Source organism: Desulforegula conservatrix Mb1Pa (genome assembly GCF_000426225.1).
GTDB lineage: Bacteria > Desulfobacterota > Desulfobacteria > Desulfobacterales > Desulforegulaceae > Desulforegula > Desulforegula conservatrix.
In genome coordinates this window covers 1-23,497 of the sequence record NZ_AUEY01000029.1, presented here as the reverse complement: position 1 = coordinate 23,497, position 23,497 = coordinate 1, and the positions used below count along the sequence as shown (strand labels likewise).

Sequence of the window (23,497 nt, the reverse complement as noted above, 5' to 3'; positions counted from 1 at the left end):
TTTTCAGTTACTTCTGGATTCCGGCCTGCGCCGGAATGACTGTAATCTGACTTTTTACGACCTTGTCTGTATTTATATAATTGAAAGTTTTTTCGGAGCTTTTTCCAAAAAGCGACCCGCTCGAGGCACTCGCCCTATCAACTTCAAAACAGCCGAACGAATACGCTTCGTCTGACTTTGGTCGATTGGGTTATAAAGCCTCGCCGGAGGCATTCGGATCAATGTCGGATTACGATCACAGAACGCTCTAATCAGACCTACGAATTTGCCTTTTTAAACGGCAATTTAACCATACAAGGCAGCTTTTTTATTAAAAGTATATTTATTGGGGTGATAAAATATTCCACATTTGACGGGAACAGAGCCTTGTAAAAAGCTCCCCAAACCCTTCAAAAACTTGGTATGGCTATGTCTTATTTCCGATGGGAGATCTCTGCCTTAGGTTTTTCATCAATCTCATTCCGTTTAATGTCACAAGGATGGACGCACCTGCATCAGCGGCCACTGCCAGCCATAGGTTTGCAGTACCGAGAAAGGTTAGTACAATGAATAAAAACTTAACCAGAACAGAAAAACCGATATTCTGCTTTATGACTGCAACGGTCTTGCGGCTTAATCTGACCACATAGGACAATTTATGCAGGTCATCAGCCATTAATGCGATATCTGCCGTTTCCAGCGCCATATCTGATCCGGTCATGCCCATGGCAATTCCTACTGTGGCAGATGCCAGCGCAGGCGCATCGTTTACTCCGTCACCCACCATTGCGACATTGCCATATTCCGCTGCTATTTTTTTTACAGCCGCAACCTTATCCTCCGGAAGCAGGGAACTGTAAAATTTTTCAAGACCTAATTTTTCTGCAATTACGCCGGCGACACGAGGGTTATCACCCGTCAGCATGGAAATGTGTTTCATGCCTGCCGTGCGAAGGGCTCTGACTGCCTCGATGCTGTTATCGCGCATGATATCAGCCGCTGCTATCATTCCAAAAACCGTATCCTTGGTTCCCACCAACATAACTGTTTTGCCTTGAAGCTCAAAATTGGCCAAGGTTGCTTCATATCGGGCCAGATCATGGCCTATTTCTTCAAACAGCCTGGTATTGCCTATAAATATAGTTTGGCCGTCTATATCAGCTTGAGCACCTCTGCCTGTAAGGGATTTAAAATTAGTCATTTGTCTAAGTTCAAGACCCTCAGCTTTTTTCAAGATTGCCTGGGCCAAAGGGTGTTCTGAAAATTTTTCAATGGAGGCTGCAAGACTCAAAAAATCTGTATCTGAATAGTTATTCAACATTACTACATCTGTAACCTTTGGGCGTCCCTTGGTTAAAGTGCCTGTTTTATCAAACGCCATGGCTCGTATTGCGCCCATTTGCTCCAGATAAGCACCGCCCTTTATTAGAACTCCCTGCCGTGAGGCATTTCCTATGGCGGAAACAATGGATACAGGTGTTGAAATAACCAGGGCGCATGGACAGGAGATTACAAGCAGCACCAATCCCTTATAAAACCAGGGATCAAATGGCTGTTTAAAAAAAAGCCAGGGCAGAATCATGACTCCGGCGGCAGCCAGAATAACTGCCGGGGTGTAATATTTTGCAAATTTATCAACAAACTGCTGGGAAGGAGCTCTTTGAGCCTGGGCTTCCTCAACAAGATGCATTATTTTTGTCAGGGTAGAATCTGATGCAATTCTGGTTACTTCAATTTCAAGAGATCCGTTTTCATTTACAGTCCCTGCGTAAACTATATCGCCCTCTGTCTTTTCCACAGGAATAGATTCTCCTGTAATCGTGGACTGGTTTACTGATGATGATCCTGAATGAACAAGTCCATCCATGGCGATTCGCTCTCCTGGCTTGACAATTATTATATCTCCTTTTGCTATGTCTTTAACTGGCATGCGTCGTTCGGTTCCGTATTTCCGTACAAGAGCATCAGGAGGTGCAAGTTCCATCAGCAACCGGATGGAGTGACGGGTTTTGTCCATTGTGTATGTCTGCAAGGCATTGCCTAAAGAAAAGAGGAATGCTACTACTGCCCCCTCGCTCCACTCGCCTATGGCCATTGCGCCAATAATAGCTATGGTCATAAGGACGTTCATATCGAGCGACAAAAATTTTAGTCCGTAAAAACCGTTCTTTGCCGCGTGGTATCCGCCTATGATTGCGGTCAGGATGTATAAGGATATCGTAATATGGCCATTTACCCCGGCCCAATTCAAAATGACGGCGATTGCCAGCAAAATACCAGAAACAATGGTTGCCTGGGTTTTTGCATTTATCCACCATCTGTGATTATTATCAGGCAATCCGTCGGTTTTTTCCTGCTCAGCGTCATAACCAGCATGCTTAATTTCCTGCCTGATGTCTGAATCGTTAATGGAATGCTCTACCGTCATCTTGCCTGCGCCGAAGTTAACCGTCGCTGCAACCACTCCAGGCATGGCGCTTATCCTTTTTTCCAGCTTGGCTGCACAGTCAGCGCAGTCCAGACCAGAGAGGCGGAAAACAGTTCTTAGAAAAACTGGCTCTTCGTCGGTTTTTTTTTCAAGTGTCGCCTTATATCCAAATCCGGCTATTACTTTTATTATTTCTTTAGGCCCTGTTATTGATTTGTCATAGGTTGCCTTCAGTTTTGCTGATGAAAAATTTATTTTTGCGCTTACGCCTTTTATCCTGTTAATGGCATTTTCCAGGCTGGCAGCACAATCGGCGCAGTCCAGACCCTCTAAATAAAATGCGCTAAAGGTATTGTTGTCTCTGCCAGACATGGTTTCATGATCCTGGCAGCAGCATGCTCCTGCTGCTCCGCAGTTTGATGAGGAGGGTCTGTCTTCATTTTCTGTTGAACAGGCATTGCGTTTGTCATGGCAACCCTGCTTTTTTATAGTCTTTATATTCACAGCCATCACCTAATGTTTGTTTTTAATATGTTCAATACCCTGGGTCAGGAGCAAAAAAATATGACTGTCATCAAGAGAATACCACGCCATCTTGCCTTCCTTGCGATATTTGACCAGACGTAAACTTCGCAAAAGACGTAATTGATGGGATACTGCTGACTGCGCCATGCCAATAACCGCAGAAATATCGCAGACACATAATTCCTGTCTTGAAAGAGCATGTAATATTTTAATGCGTGTGGCGTCCCCGAGTATTTTAAATATTTCTGCTATGCGCTGGAGCTCTTCCTCGGACAGCATTTCAGCTTTTGCAAGACAAATATTATTGGGATGTTCGCATAGTTGCTCGCAAATATCTGTTTCACACCTGATCTGTTTCATAAGATTCCTTTATATATGATCATTTGTTCATATGTTAGATATTATTCTGCCAAATGTCAATAAGCTTAATTGGACTGGACTCGCAAAAAAAAAGGATTTCCGTCATTCCGGCGGGGCTTGACCCTGTGAAAACCGGGAGCCGGAATCCAGCAGTATTTGAAAATAATGGATGCCGGATCAAGTCCGGCATGACGTTAAAGCCATTTTTTGACTTTTTGCGAGACCATCAAGAATTGATCTGTTCCAGATTCAGCTTTTTAAGCCTTCCTTGATGGTTTTAAGGGATAGTATTCTTACGGGTTTGCCTTTATCTATCTGAATTCTGTCATACATTTCCTGGACATCAGCCGGAACATCAGGAAGGCGGCTTTCTTCTCTTTTTTCCATTGTAATGGCACCCGAAGGACAGGTTGTTTTGCAGAGCCCGCAGCCAAGGCATTTTGATTTTTTCACTTTTGCCACGCCGTTTTCAATTGATCTTGCGCTGAATATGCATCTGTCAAGGCATGTCTGGCAGCCAGTGCAGAGTCTTTTATCCGTTTTTGCCACGTAAGTTGAACTTGAAATCTGGCTGTGAAGACCGAACATGTTTACGGCTCCCATGATTCCGCATCCGCACTTGCAGCAGTTACAAATATAATATATGTCGTCGCCGGCATTTTGAGTGTGCGCCACAAGTCCGAGCTTTTCACATTCGTCTAAAATCTGAAGTGCTTTTTCGGAAGATATTTCTTCTGCTGGCATATCTGCTTCAAGATAATAGTCAGCAAATTCGTTGAGGCTGAGGCAGACTCTCAGGGGATGGCCGCATCCTTTGCCCATTTTTTCGGCTTTTAATCTGCACAAACAATCCACTGCCGCAATTTTTTTTGCATTTTTAATATATTCACGAATTGTTTCATGCGGAAGAACAGCCTGATTCCCTTCAAGACTTCTTTCAACAGGCAGAATTCTGAACTGGGAGGTCTTTCCTGAAAAAACCTCCATTCCCATTGATTCGGCCATGAGTCTGTTATGTGCTCTGTTATAATCTCTTGTGATCCTGTTAAGCTGAAATTCATATGAGCCGACTATGTAAGGAACAAGTGCATACCGGGGAACGCCTTCGATCCTGATACGCATAAGTAGTCCTCGTTTTGCCATGTTCTCGAGGCTCTCAAAAAGCTCATCCTTGGCCGTATACATTTTTCCGGCCAGAATTTCTGCCGTAACCGGCTCTGGTGTAAGGTTGAGCGCTATTTCAGCTTCATATGGTTCATACATGATCCTGAGAACATCAATATCTGCTCCGCTTGGCGTTGCAGGGAATCCTATAGGAAGTCTGTCCAGGTGCTCCTGAAGCTTGCGGTATAATGTATCAGTCATAAAAAAACCTTTTGATATGAAAAAATTAACTATTCATCATTTGACAAGGCCGCAAAAAGTCCGATTACCGTCATTCCGGCGCAGGCCGAAATCCAGAAGTGGCTGAAATTACAAAGATGCCGGATCAAGTCCGGCATGACGCTAAAGCCATTTTTAGACTTTTTGCGACTCCATCAGCATTTAGACGCTGAACATCTTTCATTAATGATCAAAAAAAGACTTCTAAAATCAAAAAACCATAAAGTTTTTTGCGGAGTTTTTTCCAAAAAAGCGACCCTAAGGAGGCATTCGGATTAATGTCGGATTACGGACAAAGGACGTCCTAATCCGACGAATTGGCCTCTTGGTAAACTATAAGCCCTGAAAATTTTTCACCTCATTTTCAAGCCATTCTGTCCATTCGGAAATCCCTTCGCCTGTCTTGCAGGAAATAGGGAATATTTTTATGTTCGGGTTTAATCTGCGCACTCTCTGTTCCATGGCATCCATGCTGAAATCGCTCAGTTCCATGTAGTCAGTCTTGTTTACAAGAAGAACATGGCATACTGAAAACATTAGGGGATATTTCAGTGGTTTGTCATCGCCTTCGGGGACGCTCAGGATCATGACATTTTTAGCAGCGCCTGTGTCAAATTCGGCAGGGCAGACAAGATTACCGACATTTTCAATTATGATCAGATCCAGGTCCTCAACTCCTATGGCATCAAGACCTGTTTCAACCATTGACGCGTCAAGATGGCAAAAACCTCCGGTTTTAAGCTGAACAGCCTTTATTCCTGAAGCAGCGACTTTTTCAGCGTCGACCTTTGAATCGATATCGGCTTCTATAACCCCGATCCGGAGGCTCTTTTTGAGCTTTTCGCCTGTTCTCAGAATCAGGCTGGTTTTGCCGGAACCAGGGGAAGACATGAGGTTCATAAGAAAGGTCCCGCTTTTCTTTAGTGACTCACGTAATTCTCCAGCCTTGATGTCATTGTCTGCAAGAATATCTTCCTTAACTTCGATAAGACGAACCTCATCCATCACATAACCTCCATGTCCTGTATATAATAGCCTTTGCCAGATACTATCCTGAATCCCTCGCTTGCCCCGCATTCAGGGCAGGTGAAAGAGCCGGAAGATATGTCCTGTTCATAAGACCATGAACAAGCACTGCACAGAAGAATCAGCGGTGATTTGTTCATTTTAAGTATTGCCCCGTCAGCAACAGTTCCCTTGCTTATCCAGTCAAAATATTTCTGGATGAATTCAGGCTCAAGATCAGAAAGAACGCCGATATTCAGAGTGATGGATACCACTTTTTCAACCCTGTTCAGGGCCGCGTGTTTTACAACCACATCAAGTATGCTTTTTGTTATTGGAAGTTCATGCACTCTGAAGTTGCCCAAATTGATAATGGTTACTAATCAATATTTTATATGCCAAATAATTTAATATGCGTGAAGACAATATATATGCTTTATTTATTGGGAAAAACATGTATTAATTTATTTTGTATACATACCTTTTTGTCCGGGATTCTGTCCAGAATTATTTTTTTTGCAAGATAAACGCAAATTTCATGGATAACAAAAAACAGGCAGGATTTACATTTTTTAAACCACTTTTTTCTTGTTCAGCAGTTTGTTTTAACCTATCTTTTTCATATTTCCGTGCATTGATTGCATGGTAATTAAGACACAAACCGTTAAAGGAGCGATTATGCGTATTTGTGTGCTAAGCGGAAGCCCCAAAGGCGAGCTGTCCGTCACATTGCAGTCCGTACTTTTTATTCAGAAGCATTTTCCTGCCCACGAGATGAATATCATTCACATAGGCCGTGAAATCAAATCTCTTGAAAAGGATCCGGCCAAGGTGTCAGAGGTTGTAGCCCAGATTTCATCATCTGAAATGATCATTATGGCGACACCTGTATATACCTTTAATATCCCTTCCCAGTTCAAGCGGTTCATAGAATTGATATTTGCGAGCGGGAATGCTGCCGCATTCAAGGGTAAATATGCTGCATGCATCACCACGTCCATAAATTTTTTCGACCATTCGGCCCATTCATATTTAAGGGCAGTGTGCGAGGATCTCGGAATGAATTTTGCCGGTTCTTATTCAGCCGATTCCTATGATCTGCTTGAAGATGGACAACGCTCAAGACTTCTTAGTTTTGCAGGCCATATTTTTGAAACAGCCACAAGCAAAAGGCCTTGCTCCAGGGCATTTCTTCCTGTTTTAAAATCCGCCTTTGCGTATAAATCCACTGAAACTTCGGAACTAAAGCTTTTAAGCGACAAGAGAGTCGTTATTCTTATTGACGCCAAAAGACAAGGGTCGAATCTACCTGCAATGGTAGATAAAATTGCTTCCCAGTTTGAAAGAGCAGAAGTGCTTGATCTTTCTGATCTAAATGTAAGCGGGGGCTGTCTTGGCTGCATTCAGTGTGGTTTTGACCATAATTGCGTATATGGTGATAAAGACGATTTTATTGCCTTTTATGAAAACAAGGTAAAACCTGCCGATATTCTCATTTTTGCCGGAGATATAAAGGACAGATTCCTTTCATCGACCTGGAAGCAGTTTTTTGACAGGGGCTTTTATAATACCCACACACCAACAATGATCGGCAAACAGCTTGGTTTTATGATTTCAGGCCCGCTTGCCCAGATTGCCCCGATACGCGAAGTCCTGGAAGCCTTTGCTGAATGGCAGGGCGCAAACCTTGTTGATATAATAACAGACGAACCAGCAGATAATTCAGTGATTGATGCCCTTATCAGAGAAATGGCTGAAAAGAGCCTCAGGATGGCAAAAGATTCGTATGTCAGGCCTTCGACGTTTCTTGGTAAAGCAGGGATGAAGGTTTTCAGGGATGATGTATATGGTCGCCACAGATTTGTATTCCAGGCTGATCATATGTATTTCGACAATCATGGAATCTATGATTTTCCACAGGATGACAAGCGCGCAATGGATACTAATGCAACCATGTTTGAGCTTACAAAAGATCCCCAGATGAGGGGAGCTATTCGTAAAATGCTAAAGACAGAGATGGTAAAACCGCATCAGAAAATTGTCGAGACAAAGTAAAAAAGCGCCGGGATTCCGGTGTAACAAGGAGATTTTCCATGGCAGTTGTTATTCAGTATGTTGTGGTTCGAAACGGAGTCCAGAAAATGGTATTCACAACCAAAAAAGAGGCTGATGCCTACGATAAAATGCTGGATGTGGCTGAGGGCTTGCTTGATTTCATGAAAACAGCCGAACTCGGAATAGATGAAAAAAAGCTGGAGGATCTGGCCTATTTCCTTGCGGAAAACAGCGAAAAAGTTACCTCTATTCTTAAAGTCGCGCCCGCGGCCCAGTCTCCTAAAAAGACTGGTGAGCCAAAGGACAAGGCTGTTAAGGAAGAAGAATAAAAACTCTGTAATTCCGGGTATGTTTTAATTCTGAAATAAGTGTGGGGATAAAACGTCCCCACATCACCACGATTTTTGATTTTAGAATTTGGATTTATGATTGATCGCTTTGTTTCAAAAATCATCAATCAGAAATTATGAGCCTAAGGGTGACGATGTCGCAAAAAGTTCGATTCTCGTCATTCCTGCGCAGGCCGTAGCCCAGAAGTATCTGAGAATACAAAGATGCCGGATCAAGTCCGGCATGACGCTAAAGCCATTTTTTGACTTTTTGCGAGTCGATCAAGGGTAATTCGGCTAAAAAAGGCCAATTCGTAGGCCAATAAGTAGGTCGGATTAGAGCGTCCTTTGCTCGTAATCCGAACATTGGTCCGAATACCTCCGGCGGGTCGCTTTTTAAAAAAAGCTCCGCAAAAACTTTCAGGTAAGTAAGCTGAGCATATACAATTTTATAACCTTTGCGCATGATAATAAAAAAAACATAAGGTTTTTGAGGGGACTTAAGGAATTTTTTAAAAATAGTTCCCCAAGATCCAGTATTACAAAAAGGTCAGTATTTCGCTTTTCAACATTTAAGGGGAACATGAACCTTTTCTAAATTAATGATTCTTTTTGAATTTTCAAACGCTAACTAAAACCAGCATGACACAAGGAAGTGTATTCCATCATCCTGAAGGTCGTCATCAGAAGTGTCAATATCCCTGAATGCGAATCCCCAGTAAATATGGGCGTGGGCGTATTGTGAAGGATCATATCTTAGTCCGAGTCCTGCGCTTGAGATATTTAGCGCTCCAGGTGATCTTCTCCTCGTGTTCCATCCGGCTCCATAATCGAAAAAAGGCGCGAGCGAAAGCCTTCCGTCTTCTGGATTACTGCTTACTCCCGGAATTTTCAGATTTATGAGTGGAATCCTTAGCTCTATTGATGAAACAATCCCATTGTCCCTTACAAGCTGGTTTTCCCTGTACCCCCTGACGCTTTTTCCTCCGCCTATGGCAAACTGTTCTATGGGCAGGAGAGCGTCCGCTGCTAGCTGGATATCTGTCCTTATTATCATCTGGGAATTTAATAGCTTTTCCATCTGCCTGGCCCATTGAATCTGTCCTATCCATGAAAGAAACTGGCTGTCAGGAGCCATTGCAGTATCTGTTGAACCGAATGCATTTATGCCAAGGCTTAATAATGAGCGTGCGGCAACAACCTGATAGCCACTTTTTGAGACAAAATCCTGGGAGAATCTGATAACGCTTACATCGCTTTTCCCGTTAATGACTCCCTCTGAAAATGAGAATGGCTTGTTCAGAAGATAGGTTTCACTGTATTCTTTTTTTGCCATTAATCCTAATATGACTTCAGAATCCATTTTTTTGTAAACAGGATGGGTTATGGATATTTCATAGTTTTCGCTTCTGCTTTCTATATCAAGCTCGTCAAAAGGTTCTTCAATAAGGGTTGAAGAGTTTCTTGAGTAAGATAGTCTTATACGCGTATCTTCGGGGCTTACAGGAATGGAATATGACCCTGAATAGTCGTAAAGGCTTTCTGTAAAACCGTATTTGAGTTCGAGTGTGTCGCCGTTGCCTGTAAGGTTTTCGTGTGAGGCAAAAGCTTCGAGAACCTGGCTTCCAGCTCCCGGAGAATAACTGTTACTGTATTGCAGTCCTCCATGATATGCCCTTGCCTCGTTGATTTTTACGTCGAGGTCTGCTTTCCCCGGAGCAATTCCAGGTTTGAGATCTGCATTTATTGTCTCAATCAGAGGATTGATCTGAATTATCTGAAGTCTTTCCTGAATCTTGTTCATGTTTAATGGTGGTTCAGCTCCGAGTCTTATTCTATCTTCTATGTAACTATTTCTGAGCCTCTCATTTCCGGTGATTTCTATTTTATCAAGACTGCCCTCAACAATCTTAAGAACGATATTTCCGTTATCATCAGGCATTTTCTGGTCAGGAATCATTACACCTGAATTTATAAAACCTTTGTCAATATAGAACATGCTAAGTTTGTATCTCAGATCCTCAAGTTCGCCTAAGCTCAGTTCCCGGTTTTCAAAAGCCGAGGATATTTCTGAAAGCTCTTTGTCTGAAAAGGCGGTATTCCCGCTGAATACGAATTTTCTGACATTTATTTTGCCTGTGTCTGAATATGCTGAAATAGAAGGTATTAATACAACAAGCAGAACAATCATGATTAATGTGTTTTTTTTCATATTTTCCCCATTCTGATCATTAATCAGTCAGATATTGATGTTGTCAGATGTTGAATGAAAAATACAAATGAAAGAGTCATAACCAGTTTCCTATGAGAAGAAACGGTGACCAGAATGCCGGATGTTTGAAGTCATCCTGGTTCAGAAGGCTGACCTGGGCGATTCTGATGGCTTCGGCCTTGGACATTTCGGGTTTTTTAAGTTCATCATAGAATCTTGTAATGAGACGGGACGTCGCTTCGTCATCAATAAACCACAGACTTGCAAGGGCGCATCTTGCTCCAGATTTTACGGCGACACCAGCTAGTCCGAGGGCGGCCCTGTCATCTCCGACCGCTGTCTGGCATGCGCTGAGTGTAAGCAGTTCAACAGGATTTTCGCTGTACTTGCTTGGCTTTATGAGTTTATCCAGGTCATCCAGTGTCAAGCGTCCGTCATATGTCAGCAGAAAGGTTTTAGAAGGATTCCTGTCAAACTGACCGTGGGTCGCTATGTGAATTATTGAATATGGCGCGTTTCCCATTGAATTTTCGATATTCGATGATGTGAATTTTCCGTTCTGAAGTACCTTGCTTTTGAAATTTTTGTTCAGATAGTCGACTTCTTTTTCGACATTCGGAAGGGCAGAAAAGCCCTGCACTGACTCAGTAAGACCTGCCATCAGAAGTTTGATTCCTTTTTTTTCCAGTGGATTAGGATCAGTGAGGGTGAGGCCTGGAGTTGTCACAATCGAGTATTTTTCGATCAGAAATGACTCTCCGTCGTTAAGGGCAGCCATTGGAATTGTCCTTATGGGGCCGTCCGGTATTATGACTATTGTTTTGATGGAATTCTTTTCAAGAATTTCTTCAATCGGACGAATAAGCCAATCGTAAAGCTTGTTGGAATCCTTCATAAAATACGAGTTGCCGGAATTCTCAAGTCTTGATCTGAAATTGTTTATTGTTTCAGTCATTTTATCTGAATCAACATTCACAGTTTTTTGGATAATCTGGCCGGGGATACTTAGAATCAGCTCAGTTCTCTTCGGAAGGATTACAGGATAAAGTGCAGCAGTATTTGAGGATACTGCCTCTGTTGAAGATATTTTGGATTCCATTGCTGTTATGCATTCATCCTTGAAATAATCCTGGATTTCAGCTGTTTTAAGGCTTTCCAGGGTAACGAGGACTTTTTTCAGCAGAGTCTGCTTTTCTTCCTGGGCACTTGTTGATGATTTTTCAAGCATCAGATCGACGAACTCAAGATAGACTGGCCCCACGATGTCCTTGTATGTTGATTTGCCACTTCTGCAATCGTCTGAAAGATCATTTCTTGACTTTTTGATATAGTAAACGGATTTTTCGTACTCAGATAAGGCCTCATCCTTTTTACCTACTGCTTTTGTTATTCTTCCAGCCTGCCAGTGCAATCTCATCAGGGATTCCCCAGAGCCTGAAATCTGGGCCTTTAAAATTGCCTTGTAGGTCAGGTCAAGGGCTTCTTTATATTCCTTTCTGTTTTCGTGGTAAGACCCAAGACCTCCCAAAGCATATGACGCGGCAATATGATCCCTGTTTTTTTCGGAAATCTTTAAAGCCATGTCGTAGAGTGAAGGGAGTTTTTTGCTCAGATTTTCTTGGCGTTCATGATCCGTATAGCTGATGTTTTTGGAAAGATCAGATATTGCGAGAATGCTGAATATCTTGTCCCTGTCACCAGGAAGATTTTCGGTTTCTGCCAGCGCCTTTTCAAGTAAGGAATATGCTTTCCCTGTGTCTCCCTGATCAATCATAACCTTAGACGCGTTGATCATGGCATTGACACATGAAACTTTGTCCCTGACACTTAAAGCAAGGTCTGAACTTTTGATAAATGAGCTTATGGCCCCTTCGTAATTTCCATCAACAACATTAAGGTTTCCCAGACTATTGAATATCAGCGCCTCAAGCCTTTTGTTCCCGGTTTTTACTGCCAGATCAAGGCTTTTTTCAAGCTCTGACTTGGCATCGATGGTTTTCATTTTCAGGATGAGAATGGATCCTTTCAGGAGATGAATCTTTGTATTAACGTCCATGTCATCAATACTGACCGCCTCTTTTCCTGCTTTATCCAGAATATCAAGAGCCTTTGAATTAAATCCCATTGAGCTCAAGGCTTCTGCCTGAATACATAGAAACTGGGCGCGTATTTTTTGTTTTTTTTGGGATTCTAAGCTTATAGCGGTTTTTTCCGCAAGAATTGAGGCTTCCTTAAAATCCCCTTTATCCATCAATGAGTCGATTATGTTAATTTGATGGATGATCTGGTCATTCCCTTTACCTTGCCCGGCCATTGCAGAATCAAGGCAGATAAAAATAAACATGAACAGAATGAGACTGTTAATACTGAAAAAACAGTTTTGGGGACAAGACTTGTATTTAGGATTCATGATTCAAAACCTTTGCCTTTAGCCACAAAACATTTTGAATATATGCTTTTATGGCGAGTAAATAATTTTGAAGTCCGTGAAACTTGACAAGACGGGAAAGACATTTGTCGGAACTATGGGCGTTAAAGATGGTGTGGCTTATAAGATCAGCTATTATTTTTTTATACCATGGAACAGTTTTAAAAATAAACATTAATGATAATGGCTATGCACTATTTCCAGTATGATTGTCTGATCTGAAAAAAATGATTTACAAAAATAACGAAAGTATTGTTTTCCAAGCATCTGACATAATCATAACGTTTTTGCGGAGATTTTTACAAAAAGCGACTCGCCGAAGGCTCTCAAGCTGAAAATAAGACAGAGCCACATTAATGATTGAATGTTGACAGCGTCGCAAAAAGTCCGACTTTCGTCATTCCGGCCTGCGCCTGAATCCAGAATCATCTGAGAATACAAAGACGCCGGATCAAGTCCGGCATGACGCGTCGATCTTTTTTTACTTTTTGCGAGTCCATCAATGTTTATTTGATTTTAAAGATCCATCTGCTTTAGATGAGACTTTGTCAAAATTTATGATATATAAACAGAAATACTTATTTCATAAAATCAATCTACTATTGAAAATCACAGTGCTTTGATGATAAATATTCAGCGTTTCTCGCCATTATAAGGCCGGATTTATACTCCGGAACTTCCGATCAATTTGTATCTGCAGATCTTGTTAGTCAAAAAGGAGATAGGAATGCCAATTCTACCAAATCGTTTTTTAAGAGCCATGTTCTGTTCCGTTCTTTGCTTTTTATTATTTTTGCCCGCCATCGCAGGCGCAGCCAGTTTTCCCAGAATAGTCGCTTTTGGTGACAGCCTTAGTGACCACGGAGGTCTTCAAAAATATATCGGAGCTTATGATCCTGTGTCAAATCCCAACGGAGCGCTCACGACCTGGTCCAACGGAGATGTTTGGCTTGACTATCTAAAAAAAAGAACGAACTCTGATCTTGATGACAGGGCAATAGCAGGTGCCATGACCGAAGGCCACGAAAATTCAAGTGTCCAGTCCATGATAAATTCCGGGGCTCTTCCGGACCTTGGTCTCAGTGGTCAGGTTAATTCATATTTAGCCTCAAACCCTGTAATTGATTCAACAGGAACTCTTTTTTCCATATGGATCGGAGGAAATGATCTTCTTGAATACAGCAGAGGAGAGTCCAAATATACATCACCTGATTCTCTTATTTTAGGCGCAACCGGAGTTACTGTCCAGGCCATGGAAAATATCTATGAAAAAGGCGGCAGAAATTTTCTTGTGCTGAATCTTCCTGACATTGGCAAGGCCCCTGCATTTTCGTCTTCATCATCAGAGATGAGGGCCGTCGCTACCTTGATGAGCACCATGTATAATCAGTATCTGTGGAACCTTGTTGATCAGTTCGCCTCTTCCCATGCCGACGCTTCCGTAATTAAATTCGATGTTTTCAGTCATATCAACGCTGAGCTTTCGAGCGGAGCATTTGCAAATACCACAGAAACATATATGAAATATGATGCGAACGGAAACAGAACCCTTGAGCATAATGAACCTGCCTCGGATTATTTTTTCTGGGATATGATTCATCCCATGACCAGGGCGCATCAGAGACTTGCCGATGCTGTTTTTTCAAGCTCAGGCACAACCGTAAACCGTATCAGCCCTGTCGTTGCTGTGACCGGATACAATATCTCGTCATCCCAGCAGACAATACAGGCGTCAGAGCCGGTTACAGTCACGGTAAACGCTTCTGCCACAGGTTCTGCTCCTGTCTATTATGAGTTCTATTATTGTGCCAATTACGGAACAGCCGAGTATTCTTCTACTCAATGGACAAAGGTTCAGGATTATTCTACGTCAAACTCCTGCACCTATTCGTTCCCCAGCTCAGGAAATTATATAGTCGTAGCCCGGGCAGTTACGGACCCATCAAATTTACCATCTGCGCTACCTATTGTCGGTTCTATGATTTCTGTTGGAGGCGGTACGTCTCAGGTCAATATATCCGGTTACACAGCAACAGCTACGCCTGATCTTGTTACAGGATCTCCTTTTAGTATATCTGTGAATGCATCCACTCCTGACAGAAGCGCCATATCTTACAAGTTTTTTTACTGCGGTAATTACGGCTCATCGACCTATGATACGACCGCATGGAATACTGTTCAGGAATATTCATCTGCAAATTCATGCTCATATTCTTTTTCTGATCCAGGGAATTATATAATAGTGGCAAGAGCTGTGACAGATCCCCAAAATGAGCCTGGGGCACTGCCAATTGTCGGAAGTCTTGTGACGGTCAACAGCCCTGCTCAATAAAAGCCGGGCTGCTTGAAATATTGATGGCTTCGCAAAAAGTCCGAGCCCTGCGTTGCCATCTTAATTGATAGACCATATAATATACTCATCACTGTCACAGCTTGAACATTTGAAATAAGTCAGGCCGTTTGAATGGCAAGCCTGTTGTTGGATTATTACTGGAAAACCCTTTGGGAAAAGGGTTTTCCAGACCTTTCCCAAAACTTTTATGTTTTTTTATCACGAGTCGAGAACATATGTTTTTCGATCAAAAGAACCCATAACCGAAAAGTTTTTGCCAAGCTTTTTTCAAAAAGCGGCCTTTGACCTTTTATCTAACAGAAAAGTTCTATTTATGACGATGTGAAGTATATAATGAGCCTGATCAAATATAAGCCACAGTCTGTGGCTTATAATGGGGTGTTTATTCGGATCGATGTCTGATTACGGCTAAAAGACGTTCTGATCAGACTTAAGAATTGCCCTTTGGGGGACAGAAAAAAACAACCACCTACTTTTATGGCAGGTGGTTGTTTTTTTATTTTTTATGCCCCTTAAAACATAATCCTTAAGGAAGCGATCAGTCTTTTAATATGTCTGGTTAAAGTATTTGGCTCAAAAACAGTTTGGTTCTGTCACTCTCTGCTGCATTGAATATTTTGTCAGGGATTCCCTCTTCAACAATGAGTCCGTGATCCATAAAAATTATTCTATCAGACACTTCCCTTGCAAAGCCCATTTCATGGGTAACCACGACCATTGTCATGCCTTCTTTTGCAAGGCTCTTCATTACGTCCAGAACCTCTCCGATCATTTCAGGGTCAAGGGCCGATGTGGGTTCATCAAAGAGCATTACCTTGGGATCCATGGCAAGAGCCCTGGCTATGGCCACTCTTTGCTGCTGTCCACCTGAAAGCTGGTCCGGGAAAACATTGACCTTGTCCTTTATTCCAACTTTCTCAAGGAGAAACAAAGCTTTTTTTTCAGCTTCGGCCTTGCTCCTTTTTCTTACTACCAATTGTGAGAGCATTACATTTTCAAGAACTGTCTTGTGTGGGAAAAGGTTGAATGATTGAAAAACCATCCCGACTTCTTCCCTGATCTTGTTAATATTTGTTCCTGGTTTGAGTATATCTGTTCCATCTATGATTATGCTGCCGGAGTCAGGTCTTTCAAGCTGGTTTATGCATCTTAAAAGGGTGCTTTTGCCTGATCCTGAAGGGCCTATTATGACCACAACCTCTCCCTGGACGACTGAACAGGAGACACTTTTCAGAGCCCTTACTTCATGCGGTACACGAAATGTTTTTATGACATTTTTGATTTCTATCATGCTGAGACTACTCTCCTTTCAAGATACTGAAGGAAAATTGAAAGCGCGAACGTAAGAACAAGGTAGAGCAGGGCGCATAGAAACCATAGCTCAAAAGGCTGAAGGCTTGTTGTAACAACTTCTCTAGTTGCCTTGGTAAGATCTCTCACAGCAATTATTCCAAGAAGTGAAGAGTCTTTTATAAGACTTATGAACTGCCCTGCCAGAGGCGGAAGGATACGTCTCAGCGCCTGTGGCAGAATGACATGTATCATTGCCTGGGATGCCGTCATTCCAAGAGACCTAGCGGCCTCCACCTGTCCCCTGTGTATGGACTGAATCCCAGCTCTTGCTATCTCTGCGACATATGCGCCTGTGAAAAAAGCCATTGAGGCTATGCCAAACCACAGAGGAGGGATTTTCCATCCTGTTGCGCTGTATTTTTCAAGCATCGAGTTTGTGAGAGTTCCAAGAACAAAATACCAGATGTATATCTGAACGAGGAGAGGTGATCCTCTGATGATTTCAATATAAGTTATTGCAGACCATTTGAGAGCAGGATTTTCGGAGATTCTCGCAAGTCCTGTGAAAAGTCCGATTATTACTCCTATTATGGTCGAAATGAAGCTTACGACCAATGTCAGCCACATGCCTTCAAGAAGAATCCCTGGCTTCCATTGTTTCACGGAAGAAAGAATATCTCCTGCTTTTATCATGTCTCCCTGGCTGACAAGCAATCCCTTTGACGGTACTGTATAGTCTTTCAAACCTTCATCGGTTTTTAAAGTGACGATTGAGTTTTCGCCCTTGTTTTCGATATTACCGATTTCGCCGGGTAACTCGGCTGCAATGCCAACATTGTCCTGATATATGAAATACTGGGGAACTCTGTTCCAGCGCCATACATAATCAATCTGTTTTGTTGAAAAGTACAGGCTGAAAACGATTCCAAGTATTACAAGAAAAAACGCGCTGGTCCACATCACGTAATATTGTCTGCTTTTTTCCTGTGCGCCCGGATTAAGAGAAAAGGCCATTTTCTGTCCTTTGGTATTTATGTTGCTCTTGGCCCGGAAAATTCCGGGGTTTGACTAAGCCAAAAAAATCAAACAGGCTGCCCGGTCATTCTGGCAGCCTGTTTGATAATTAAAATATCAACTATTTGATATCTTTGTACCAGTCAGTTGATTTGATCCATTTGTTGTTGATTCTCTCATAGGTTCCATCGTTCTGGATCTGTCTGAGAAAATTATTCAGCCAGTTCATGAAGTCAGGATCGCCTTTGCGTACGCCCCATGCAAGAGGCTCGTATGTGAAAGGCTGGTCAAGGAAAACAAGTTTGTCAGATCCCTGTTCTGCAAGGGCAACAACGCAGTTTGGCTTGTCGTAGACATAAGCGTCTGCCTTGCCGTTGACAACTTCAAGAAGGGCTTCTGCTTCTGTTTCAAAAGACTTGTAAGTACATTTAGGAATTTCTCTCTTGGTGGCCTGTTCGCCTGTTGTACCAAGTTTTGAAACCACTGTGTATTTCGGATCATTCAGATCTTTGTAGGATTTTACCTTGCCTTCATGTTTTTTGCTGAGAAGGATTGTCTGACCAACTACAATATATGGATCAGCAAAGTTTATCTGAATATTTCTTTCCTGGGTAACGGTCATCCCGCTCATAATTATGTCGAATTTTTGGGTTACAAGAGCCGGAATAATTCCGTCCCATGCAGTGTTCACCGGAACAAATTTTACTTTAAGAGCTTTTGCCATTTCTTTTGCAATATCAATATCAAAACCGACAAATCCGCCTTTTTTATCTGTCATTTCAAAAGGAATGTACCCGGCTTCAAAACCAACCCTTAGTTCACCACGTTTGATGATATCCTCGAGTGTTGATTTCTTTGCAAGTTCGATGTCTGCCGCAGTTGAAATCCCTGCAAAACCGGCAACAAGAAGAACCAAGGTCACTGCTCCAAGAATCCAGTTCTTTTTCATTTAAAAATCTCCCCTATGTTTAAAAAATATTAGCTACTCTTGCCTTCATCAAGCAATTCTTTAATTACCATTCTGACTTTGCATATATGGCATATTGGTATTTCTTCCTTTGGAATGTAGACAATCTGGGTTGTCTTGCATTTCGGACATTCCGCTTCTATTGCCTCTGCTCTGTCTCCGCGCATTTCGACTCCATTGCTGTTATGGAAAGAATAATTGTAACTTGCATACAATTAAATTTTTTTATCGAAACATAATGGATACTCCGTTTGCGGTCAATAAAATATTGTTATCATAGAAAGGCCTTATAAAGCTCGGTGGTGTTACCAAATCGGCAAGGTCGCAAAAAGGCCGGGTCGCAGAAAAAGATCAGTATACCTGGTAATAAATTAAGCTGGCTCTGCCTGATTTTCAGTTAAGAAGTATCTTTTATGGTTAATTTGTTATCAAAATAAGGGTGATGCGTAGGTCGGATTAGGACGCCCTTTGTCCATAATCCGACGTTAAGCAGGGTGCCTCCGGCGGGTTGCTTTTTGGAAAAAGCTCCGCAAAAACTTTGTGGTTTTGTTAGTAGGCAAAAATACTGATATTTTTAGAGTCTTACAAATGTTCAGGCCATGACCTTTTCATATATTACTGAGAATTGACCATAGCCATATAATTTAATGGCTGAAGTCGTCAAAATATGGACAAAAACCAGCCGGATTCCGTCATTCCAATACAGGCCTTCAGCGTCATGCCTGACTTAATCCGGCATCCGGTATTTACAAATGCTTCTGGATTGCGGCCTACGCCGGAATGACGGTAATCGGGCTTTTTGAGTCATTGTCAGCATTTATGGGGATTCCGTATTTTTTTTACAAAGTTGAATTGATCAAAATGCTCTATTAATATAACAGTTACTGATTAATGAAGTTTTCGTTAGAGTTAGCTTATAATTTATGAGAGTTTCAGGTGCGTGTCATTTAAAGGATGCGGCTTTTACTGTATATTGCGCCTGATTTGCATACAGGATTCATGGTATGAGTTTTTTGGATCATTTTCTTCATCGCAATAAAACAAACTCGATGAATATACAGTATTTTGTCAGGGCATCTGCCATTGTTTTGCTTTTGATTTATATTGGCATACTTGACAGACCTTCTCCCTTTTTTTCAAAAATTGCCGCAGTATCTGCCGCAATATCGTATGTTCTGATACATGCAATAATAGCCTTTTTTTTATCATCCAGAAGAAAAAATCTGTCTGTCAGCCTTAGCAGTCTGGTTGATATCTTTGCAGGAGCAATGGTATGGCTTTTTGATCCGTATCAGCCCCCGCCCTGCTCAATTTTCATATTGGTTGCAGTAATAGGTAACGGACTTCAGCATGGTTTGAAGATTCTCAAGTCCCTGATTGTTTTTCTCGGCCTTCTGTCCCCAGTCGTGTTTGCTTTGAGATTCAACGAGTTCGGCTATAATCCGGCTTCAATCGTTTTTTTCGTCATATGCATCTTTCTTATTTTTTATATTTACCTCCTTGTTTACAGAATTGAGCTAATAAAAAATATAGACAAGACAAGAACAAGGGATCTGCAGGAAAGTGAGGCAAGGTACAGAAGTGTCTTCGAAAACACTGGAACTGCAACAATAATAATTGAAGAAGATATGACCGTATCCATGGCAAATGCCATTTTTGTAAGACTTTGGGGTGGACCCAAGGAAGAGATTGAGGGCAAATTGAAATGGTCAAGTTTTGTTCATTCATCAGATTTGCCTAAGATGGCTGAATATCACAGAAACAGGAGAACTTGTGAGGCCAGTGCCCCTTCCGAGTATGAATTCAGGTTTGTTGACGTAAATGGTAATATCAAGGATATTTTTGTAAGGGTTGGTCTTCTCCCTGATACTACAAAAAGCATTGCCTCCCTCATAGATATAACTTCACGTAAAAAAGTTGAATACGACCTCCAGAAGGCCCATGGAGAAGCTGAACAACTGGTGGACGAGCGTACTTCAGAGTTGAAAAGAATGAATCTGGAGCTTCAGAAAGCCAAAGAAATGGCTGATGCATCAGTAAGGGCAAAAAGTGAGTTTCTTGCAAATATGAGCCATGAGATACGCACTCCTATGAACGCGATACTTGGCATGTGCGAGCTTGCTGTCGAGACTGATCTTAATCGAAAACAAAGGGAATATGTCAATATTGTCAGATCTTCTGCAAGATCACTCCTTGGGCTTATCAACGACATCCTCGATTTTTCGAAAATAGAGGCCGGCAAGCTTGACTTTGAAACAGTATATTTTCATGTCAGGGATGTTGTCTATGAGGTCTGTGATATGTTTTCAGGCAGAAATATTGAAAAAAATATTGAATTCGTGATCGACATATCTTCTGATGTTCCATCAAAAATATTCACAGACCCACTGAGATTCAGACAGGTACTTATAAATCTTGTTTCAAACGCATTTAAATTTACATCCGAAGGAGAAATCTGCGTTTCCTTAAATGTCAAGAGTAGAGGTTTTGAAAGCGTTGAACTGCTTGTATCTGTGAGGGACACCGGAATTGGCGTGAAGCCCGAACTCTTTGACAGGCTTTTTGATGCTTTTGCCCAGGCTGATGGGTCCACGACCAGAAAATATGGGGGAACAGGCCTTGGGCTGGCAATCTGCAAGAAAATTGTGAAAATGATGGATGGAGATATCTGGGTCGAAAGCACCCCTGGTGAGGGGAGTTGTTTTTTCTTCACCGGCATTTTCAGATATATCGAAGAGAGGGATTCTGGCCTTGTATTTCCTGAAAATATGAAGAACATGAAAGTTCTTCTTGTTGAGGATAATCCGTCCACAATGCTGGTGATCAAACGCTATATGGATTCCTTTGGCTTCAGGGTGGAAATGGCGGCAAATGCTTCCCAGGCAATGATTACCCATGATGAAAGCATAAGAAATAAGGACTTTTTTGGGTTAGCCATAGTTGATGTAGGTTTACCCGATATGGACGGAATAGATCTTTCCAGAATACTCAAGGATGGTTCTTTGAGGTCAAGGATGCGTGTCATAAATGTAAGTGCCTATGGCGGCGACTCAGACTTTCAAAGATCAAAAGACGCCGGCTCAGAAGGGTTTATTCTTAAACCAGTCAAGCAATCCATACTTTTTGATACACTTATGGAAGTTTTCGGGTATAACATTAAAAGATCACATGAAACTAAAAGTTCTTCGCTGAAAAATCATTCCTTTGCCGGTATCAATATTCTCCTTGTTGAGGATAACCCCATTAACCAGAAAGTCGTATTCGAGATACTGGAAAGCACCGGAGCGAAGATTGAATGGGCCTCAACCGGGGTCGCGGCCATTTCATCCCTGGCAAAGAGATCCTATGATGTTGTTCTCATGGATGTGCAGATGCCGGATATGGATGGTATCGAAGCTACCAAGATCATAAGGCAGGAGCTTAAGCTTGACGTTCCTGTTATAGCTATAACAGCCCATGCAATGCAGGGAGATCGTGAAAAATGCATTGCCGCAGGTATGAATGATTATGTCACGAAACCGATAAATAGGAATGCTCTTTTTTCGGCTCTTAAGAACAATCTGAATATGAAAGATGCAGACAACATCAAATCCGCAGCTGATATGAATATGTCAAATAAAACAGAAAACAATGAAATGATTCAGTCACAGGTGCTTGACATTAAAGACGGTATGGAAAGGCTGGGGGATTCCATGGATTTTTACCTCAGGCTTGCTTCTTTTTTTTCTAAGCATTTTACAAATGTGGCCAAAGATCTCAGGGAACTTATGGATAAAGATTCTTTCAATGAGGCCAGACTTCTTGCCCATTCTTTGAATGGAGCATCCGCAAACATATCTGCTCTCAAAGTAAGGCAGCTTGCCATGTCCATGGAAAAAGCCCTTGAAAAGAACGAGACAGGCGCCGCTTATTCAATTCTTGATGATCTTGATGTGGCTCTTTCTGAGGTTTTTTCAGCCGTGCATAAGCTCGAAATTGAGAACATGGCTACGAAAGAAGCATCATCCCTGCAGCAACCTGAGGCTTGCCTTTCAATCGAGGAATCCGACCTTCATTATATTCTCCCAATTCTTGACCGCGAGCTCCAGGATTTTGATCCTGTAAATTCAGAAAAGACTTTTCAGAATCTTAAAGCATATTTCCTTGAGAAAAATGGCCTGGGTTCTGAAATTAATGGTTTACTGAATGATATCAAGAATTGTATTGATGAGTATAAATTTGATGAAGCGAGGAAAATTCTGGCGTCTATTACAAAGTTTATTTGATATTGCCGTAGATCCCATACTCATTATTGCATTTTGTATTTATTTGATTATTATCTAAATGTTTAGATTTAAAATTTTGTATATTAAGGGGTATTTCTTAAATTATGATGGTAAAAATAAAATGGTCTGATCGTTTTTGTGTAAAACTGCCTGAAATAGATGATCAGCAGAAACAGATCATAGAGCGAATAAATGGAATAGTGGATGCTGTTAACGCGTCTGGTGACCAGAAGGAAATCTATGACATGATTTCCGATCTCACTGATTTTGTGAGACACAGATTTAATCAGGAAGAAAAGGGGATGGTCGCATGCCATTTTCCTGACCACCAGCAGCACAGGAAAGATCACAGGGAATTCATCCGCAAGATAATAATGTTCAGAAAAATGTTTGCCGATGACTGCGCAACGGTTAAAGATGACTATATCAGGCTTATAGAGGAATGGCTGGAACATCATTCGGATTACTGGGACGGACGATATGCTCCTTACGTGAGGCTGCACAGATATGTTGAAGCGTGCAATGTAGGCAAGAAAAAAAACAGATAGTGGGAGTATTCAAAGTTCTGTGTCACATTTTTGATTTCCAAAGCGTCATATAGATGAGAGTAAGCAGAAGTCAGCTCCGAGAATGGGCCAAAGTGTAGCTCGTCGGAGGAGCTGGCTTCTGCTGGAGCGAATCTGCGATATCATCTATACCTTTGAAAGACCTATCAGAGTTTTAACTCCTTATCCAGTCTTCCTTCAAAATAAATTGCCAATTGTGAAAGTGTCTGAGACCAGTTCTTTACCGGCATAGTCCACTTTTTGCTTGCGTTTTGAATACCCATATAAAGGAGTTTCAAGAGGCTGTCCTGATTAGGGAAAGCCCCTTTGGTCTTGGTCAGTTTCCTGAACTGACG

At 41.8% G+C, this 23,497-nt stretch carries 16 protein-coding genes and 1 pseudogene; 5 read left to right on the top strand and 12 right to left on the bottom strand.

The features are described from left to right. Positions 1-406 precede the first annotated feature (406 nt). The 5 genes from K245_RS24105 to K245_RS0111640 all read right to left on the bottom strand — a co-directional run bounded on the left by K245_RS24105 (position 407) and on the right by K245_RS0111640 (position 6,030). Positions 407-2,911, bottom strand: a complete 2,505-nt coding sequence (locus tag K245_RS24105) for a heavy metal translocating P-type ATPase (protein ID WP_198013882.1) — start codon at positions 2,909-2,911, stop codon at positions 407-409. A gap of 9 nt (positions 2,912-2,920) precedes the next feature. Beyond that, positions 2,921-3,292, bottom strand: a complete 372-nt coding sequence (locus K245_RS0111655; protein WP_027359426.1) for an ArsR/SmtB family transcription factor — start codon at positions 3,290-3,292, stop codon at positions 2,921-2,923. 249 nt (positions 3,293-3,541) lie between these two features. Next, positions 3,542-4,657 (bottom strand): 4Fe-4S dicluster domain-containing protein, encoded by a 1,116-nt coding sequence (locus K245_RS26600; RefSeq protein WP_027359425.1) that lies wholly within the window; start codon positions 4,655-4,657, stop codon positions 3,542-3,544. Positions 4,658-5,008: 351 nt separating this feature from the next. Further along, complete coding sequence (gene hypB / locus K245_RS0111645) at positions 5,009-5,680, bottom strand: hydrogenase nickel incorporation protein HypB (RefSeq protein WP_027359424.1); 672 nt, start codon at positions 5,678-5,680, stop codon at positions 5,009-5,011. Further along, positions 5,680-6,030, bottom strand: coding sequence for a hydrogenase maturation nickel metallochaperone HypA (locus tag K245_RS0111640; RefSeq protein ID WP_035277056.1), 351 nt, complete (start codon positions 6,028-6,030; stop codon positions 5,680-5,682). Before K245_RS0111640 ends, hypB begins: the two co-directional genes overlap by 1 nt. 328 nt (positions 6,031-6,358) lie before the next feature. Here K245_RS0111640 and K245_RS0111635 point away from each other — a divergent pair, with 328 nt between their 5' ends. Then, positions 6,359-7,735, top strand: coding sequence for an NAD(P)H-dependent oxidoreductase (locus K245_RS0111635; RefSeq protein WP_027359422.1), 1,377 nt, complete (start codon positions 6,359-6,361; stop codon positions 7,733-7,735). 38 nt (positions 7,736-7,773) lie between these two features. Beyond that, on the top strand, positions 7,774-8,064 hold the full coding sequence (locus K245_RS0111630) for a YebG family protein (RefSeq protein ID WP_027359421.1): 291 nt from the start codon (positions 7,774-7,776) through the stop codon (positions 8,062-8,064). A 631-nt stretch (positions 8,065-8,695) separates the two neighbouring features. On the opposite strand, the gene K245_RS24095 is transcribed toward K245_RS0111630, so the two are convergent. Then, positions 8,696-10,276 carry a ShlB/FhaC/HecB family hemolysin secretion/activation protein gene (locus K245_RS24095; protein WP_051284058.1) on the bottom strand — a complete coding sequence of 527 codons (1,581 nt, stop codon included), beginning with the start codon at positions 10,274-10,276 and terminating at the stop codon, positions 8,696-8,698. 76 nt (positions 10,277-10,352) lie between these two features. Continuing rightward, positions 10,353-12,686 (bottom strand): CHAT domain-containing protein, encoded by a 2,334-nt coding sequence (locus tag K245_RS0111620; protein ID WP_027359420.1) that lies wholly within the window; start codon positions 12,684-12,686, stop codon positions 10,353-10,355. A gap of 745 nt (positions 12,687-13,431) precedes the next feature. Here K245_RS0111620 and K245_RS0111610 point away from each other — a divergent pair. Further along, positions 13,432-15,036, top strand: coding sequence for an SGNH/GDSL hydrolase family protein (locus K245_RS0111610; protein WP_027359418.1), 1,605 nt, complete (start codon positions 13,432-13,434; stop codon positions 15,034-15,036). Positions 15,037-15,616: 580 nt separating this feature from the next. On the opposite strand, the gene K245_RS0111600 is transcribed toward K245_RS0111610, so the two are convergent. The 4 genes from K245_RS0111600 to K245_RS28055 form a co-directional block, all read right to left on the bottom strand. After that, positions 15,617-16,348, bottom strand: coding sequence for an amino acid ABC transporter ATP-binding protein (locus tag K245_RS0111600; protein ID WP_027359417.1), 732 nt, complete (start codon positions 16,346-16,348; stop codon positions 15,617-15,619). Continuing rightward, positions 16,345-17,364, bottom strand: coding sequence for an amino acid ABC transporter permease (locus tag K245_RS0111595; protein ID WP_027359416.1), 1,020 nt, complete (start codon positions 17,362-17,364; stop codon positions 16,345-16,347). The genes K245_RS0111600 and K245_RS0111595 overlap by 4 nt, the downstream gene beginning before the upstream one ends. 121 nt (positions 17,365-17,485) lie before the next feature. Beyond that, entirely contained in the window at positions 17,486-18,313 is an 828-nt protein-coding gene (locus K245_RS0111590) for a transporter substrate-binding domain-containing protein (RefSeq protein WP_027359415.1), read from the bottom strand. A gap of 29 nt (positions 18,314-18,342) precedes the next feature. After that, positions 18,343-18,498, bottom strand: coding sequence for a hypothetical protein (locus tag K245_RS28055; RefSeq protein ID WP_198013881.1), 156 nt, complete (start codon positions 18,496-18,498; stop codon positions 18,343-18,345). An 837-nt stretch (positions 18,499-19,335) separates the two neighbouring features. On the opposite strand from K245_RS28055, the gene K245_RS26595 reads away from it, so the two are divergent. Beyond that, positions 19,336-22,596 (top strand): response regulator, encoded by a 3,261-nt coding sequence (locus tag K245_RS26595; RefSeq protein WP_051284057.1) that lies wholly within the window; start codon positions 19,336-19,338, stop codon positions 22,594-22,596. Positions 22,597-22,700: 104 nt separating this feature from the next. Beyond that, the gene (locus tag K245_RS0111575) at positions 22,701-23,144 is read left to right on the top strand and encodes a bacteriohemerythrin (protein ID WP_027359414.1); all 444 of its coding nucleotides are present in this window, start codon (positions 22,701-22,703) and stop codon (positions 23,142-23,144) included. Positions 23,145-23,308: 164 nt separating this feature from the next. On the opposite strand, the pseudogene K245_RS0111570 reads toward K245_RS0111575, so the two are convergent. Continuing rightward, positions 23,309-23,497 (bottom strand): annotated as a pseudogene (locus tag K245_RS0111570) (IS256 family transposase); the annotation flags it as partial.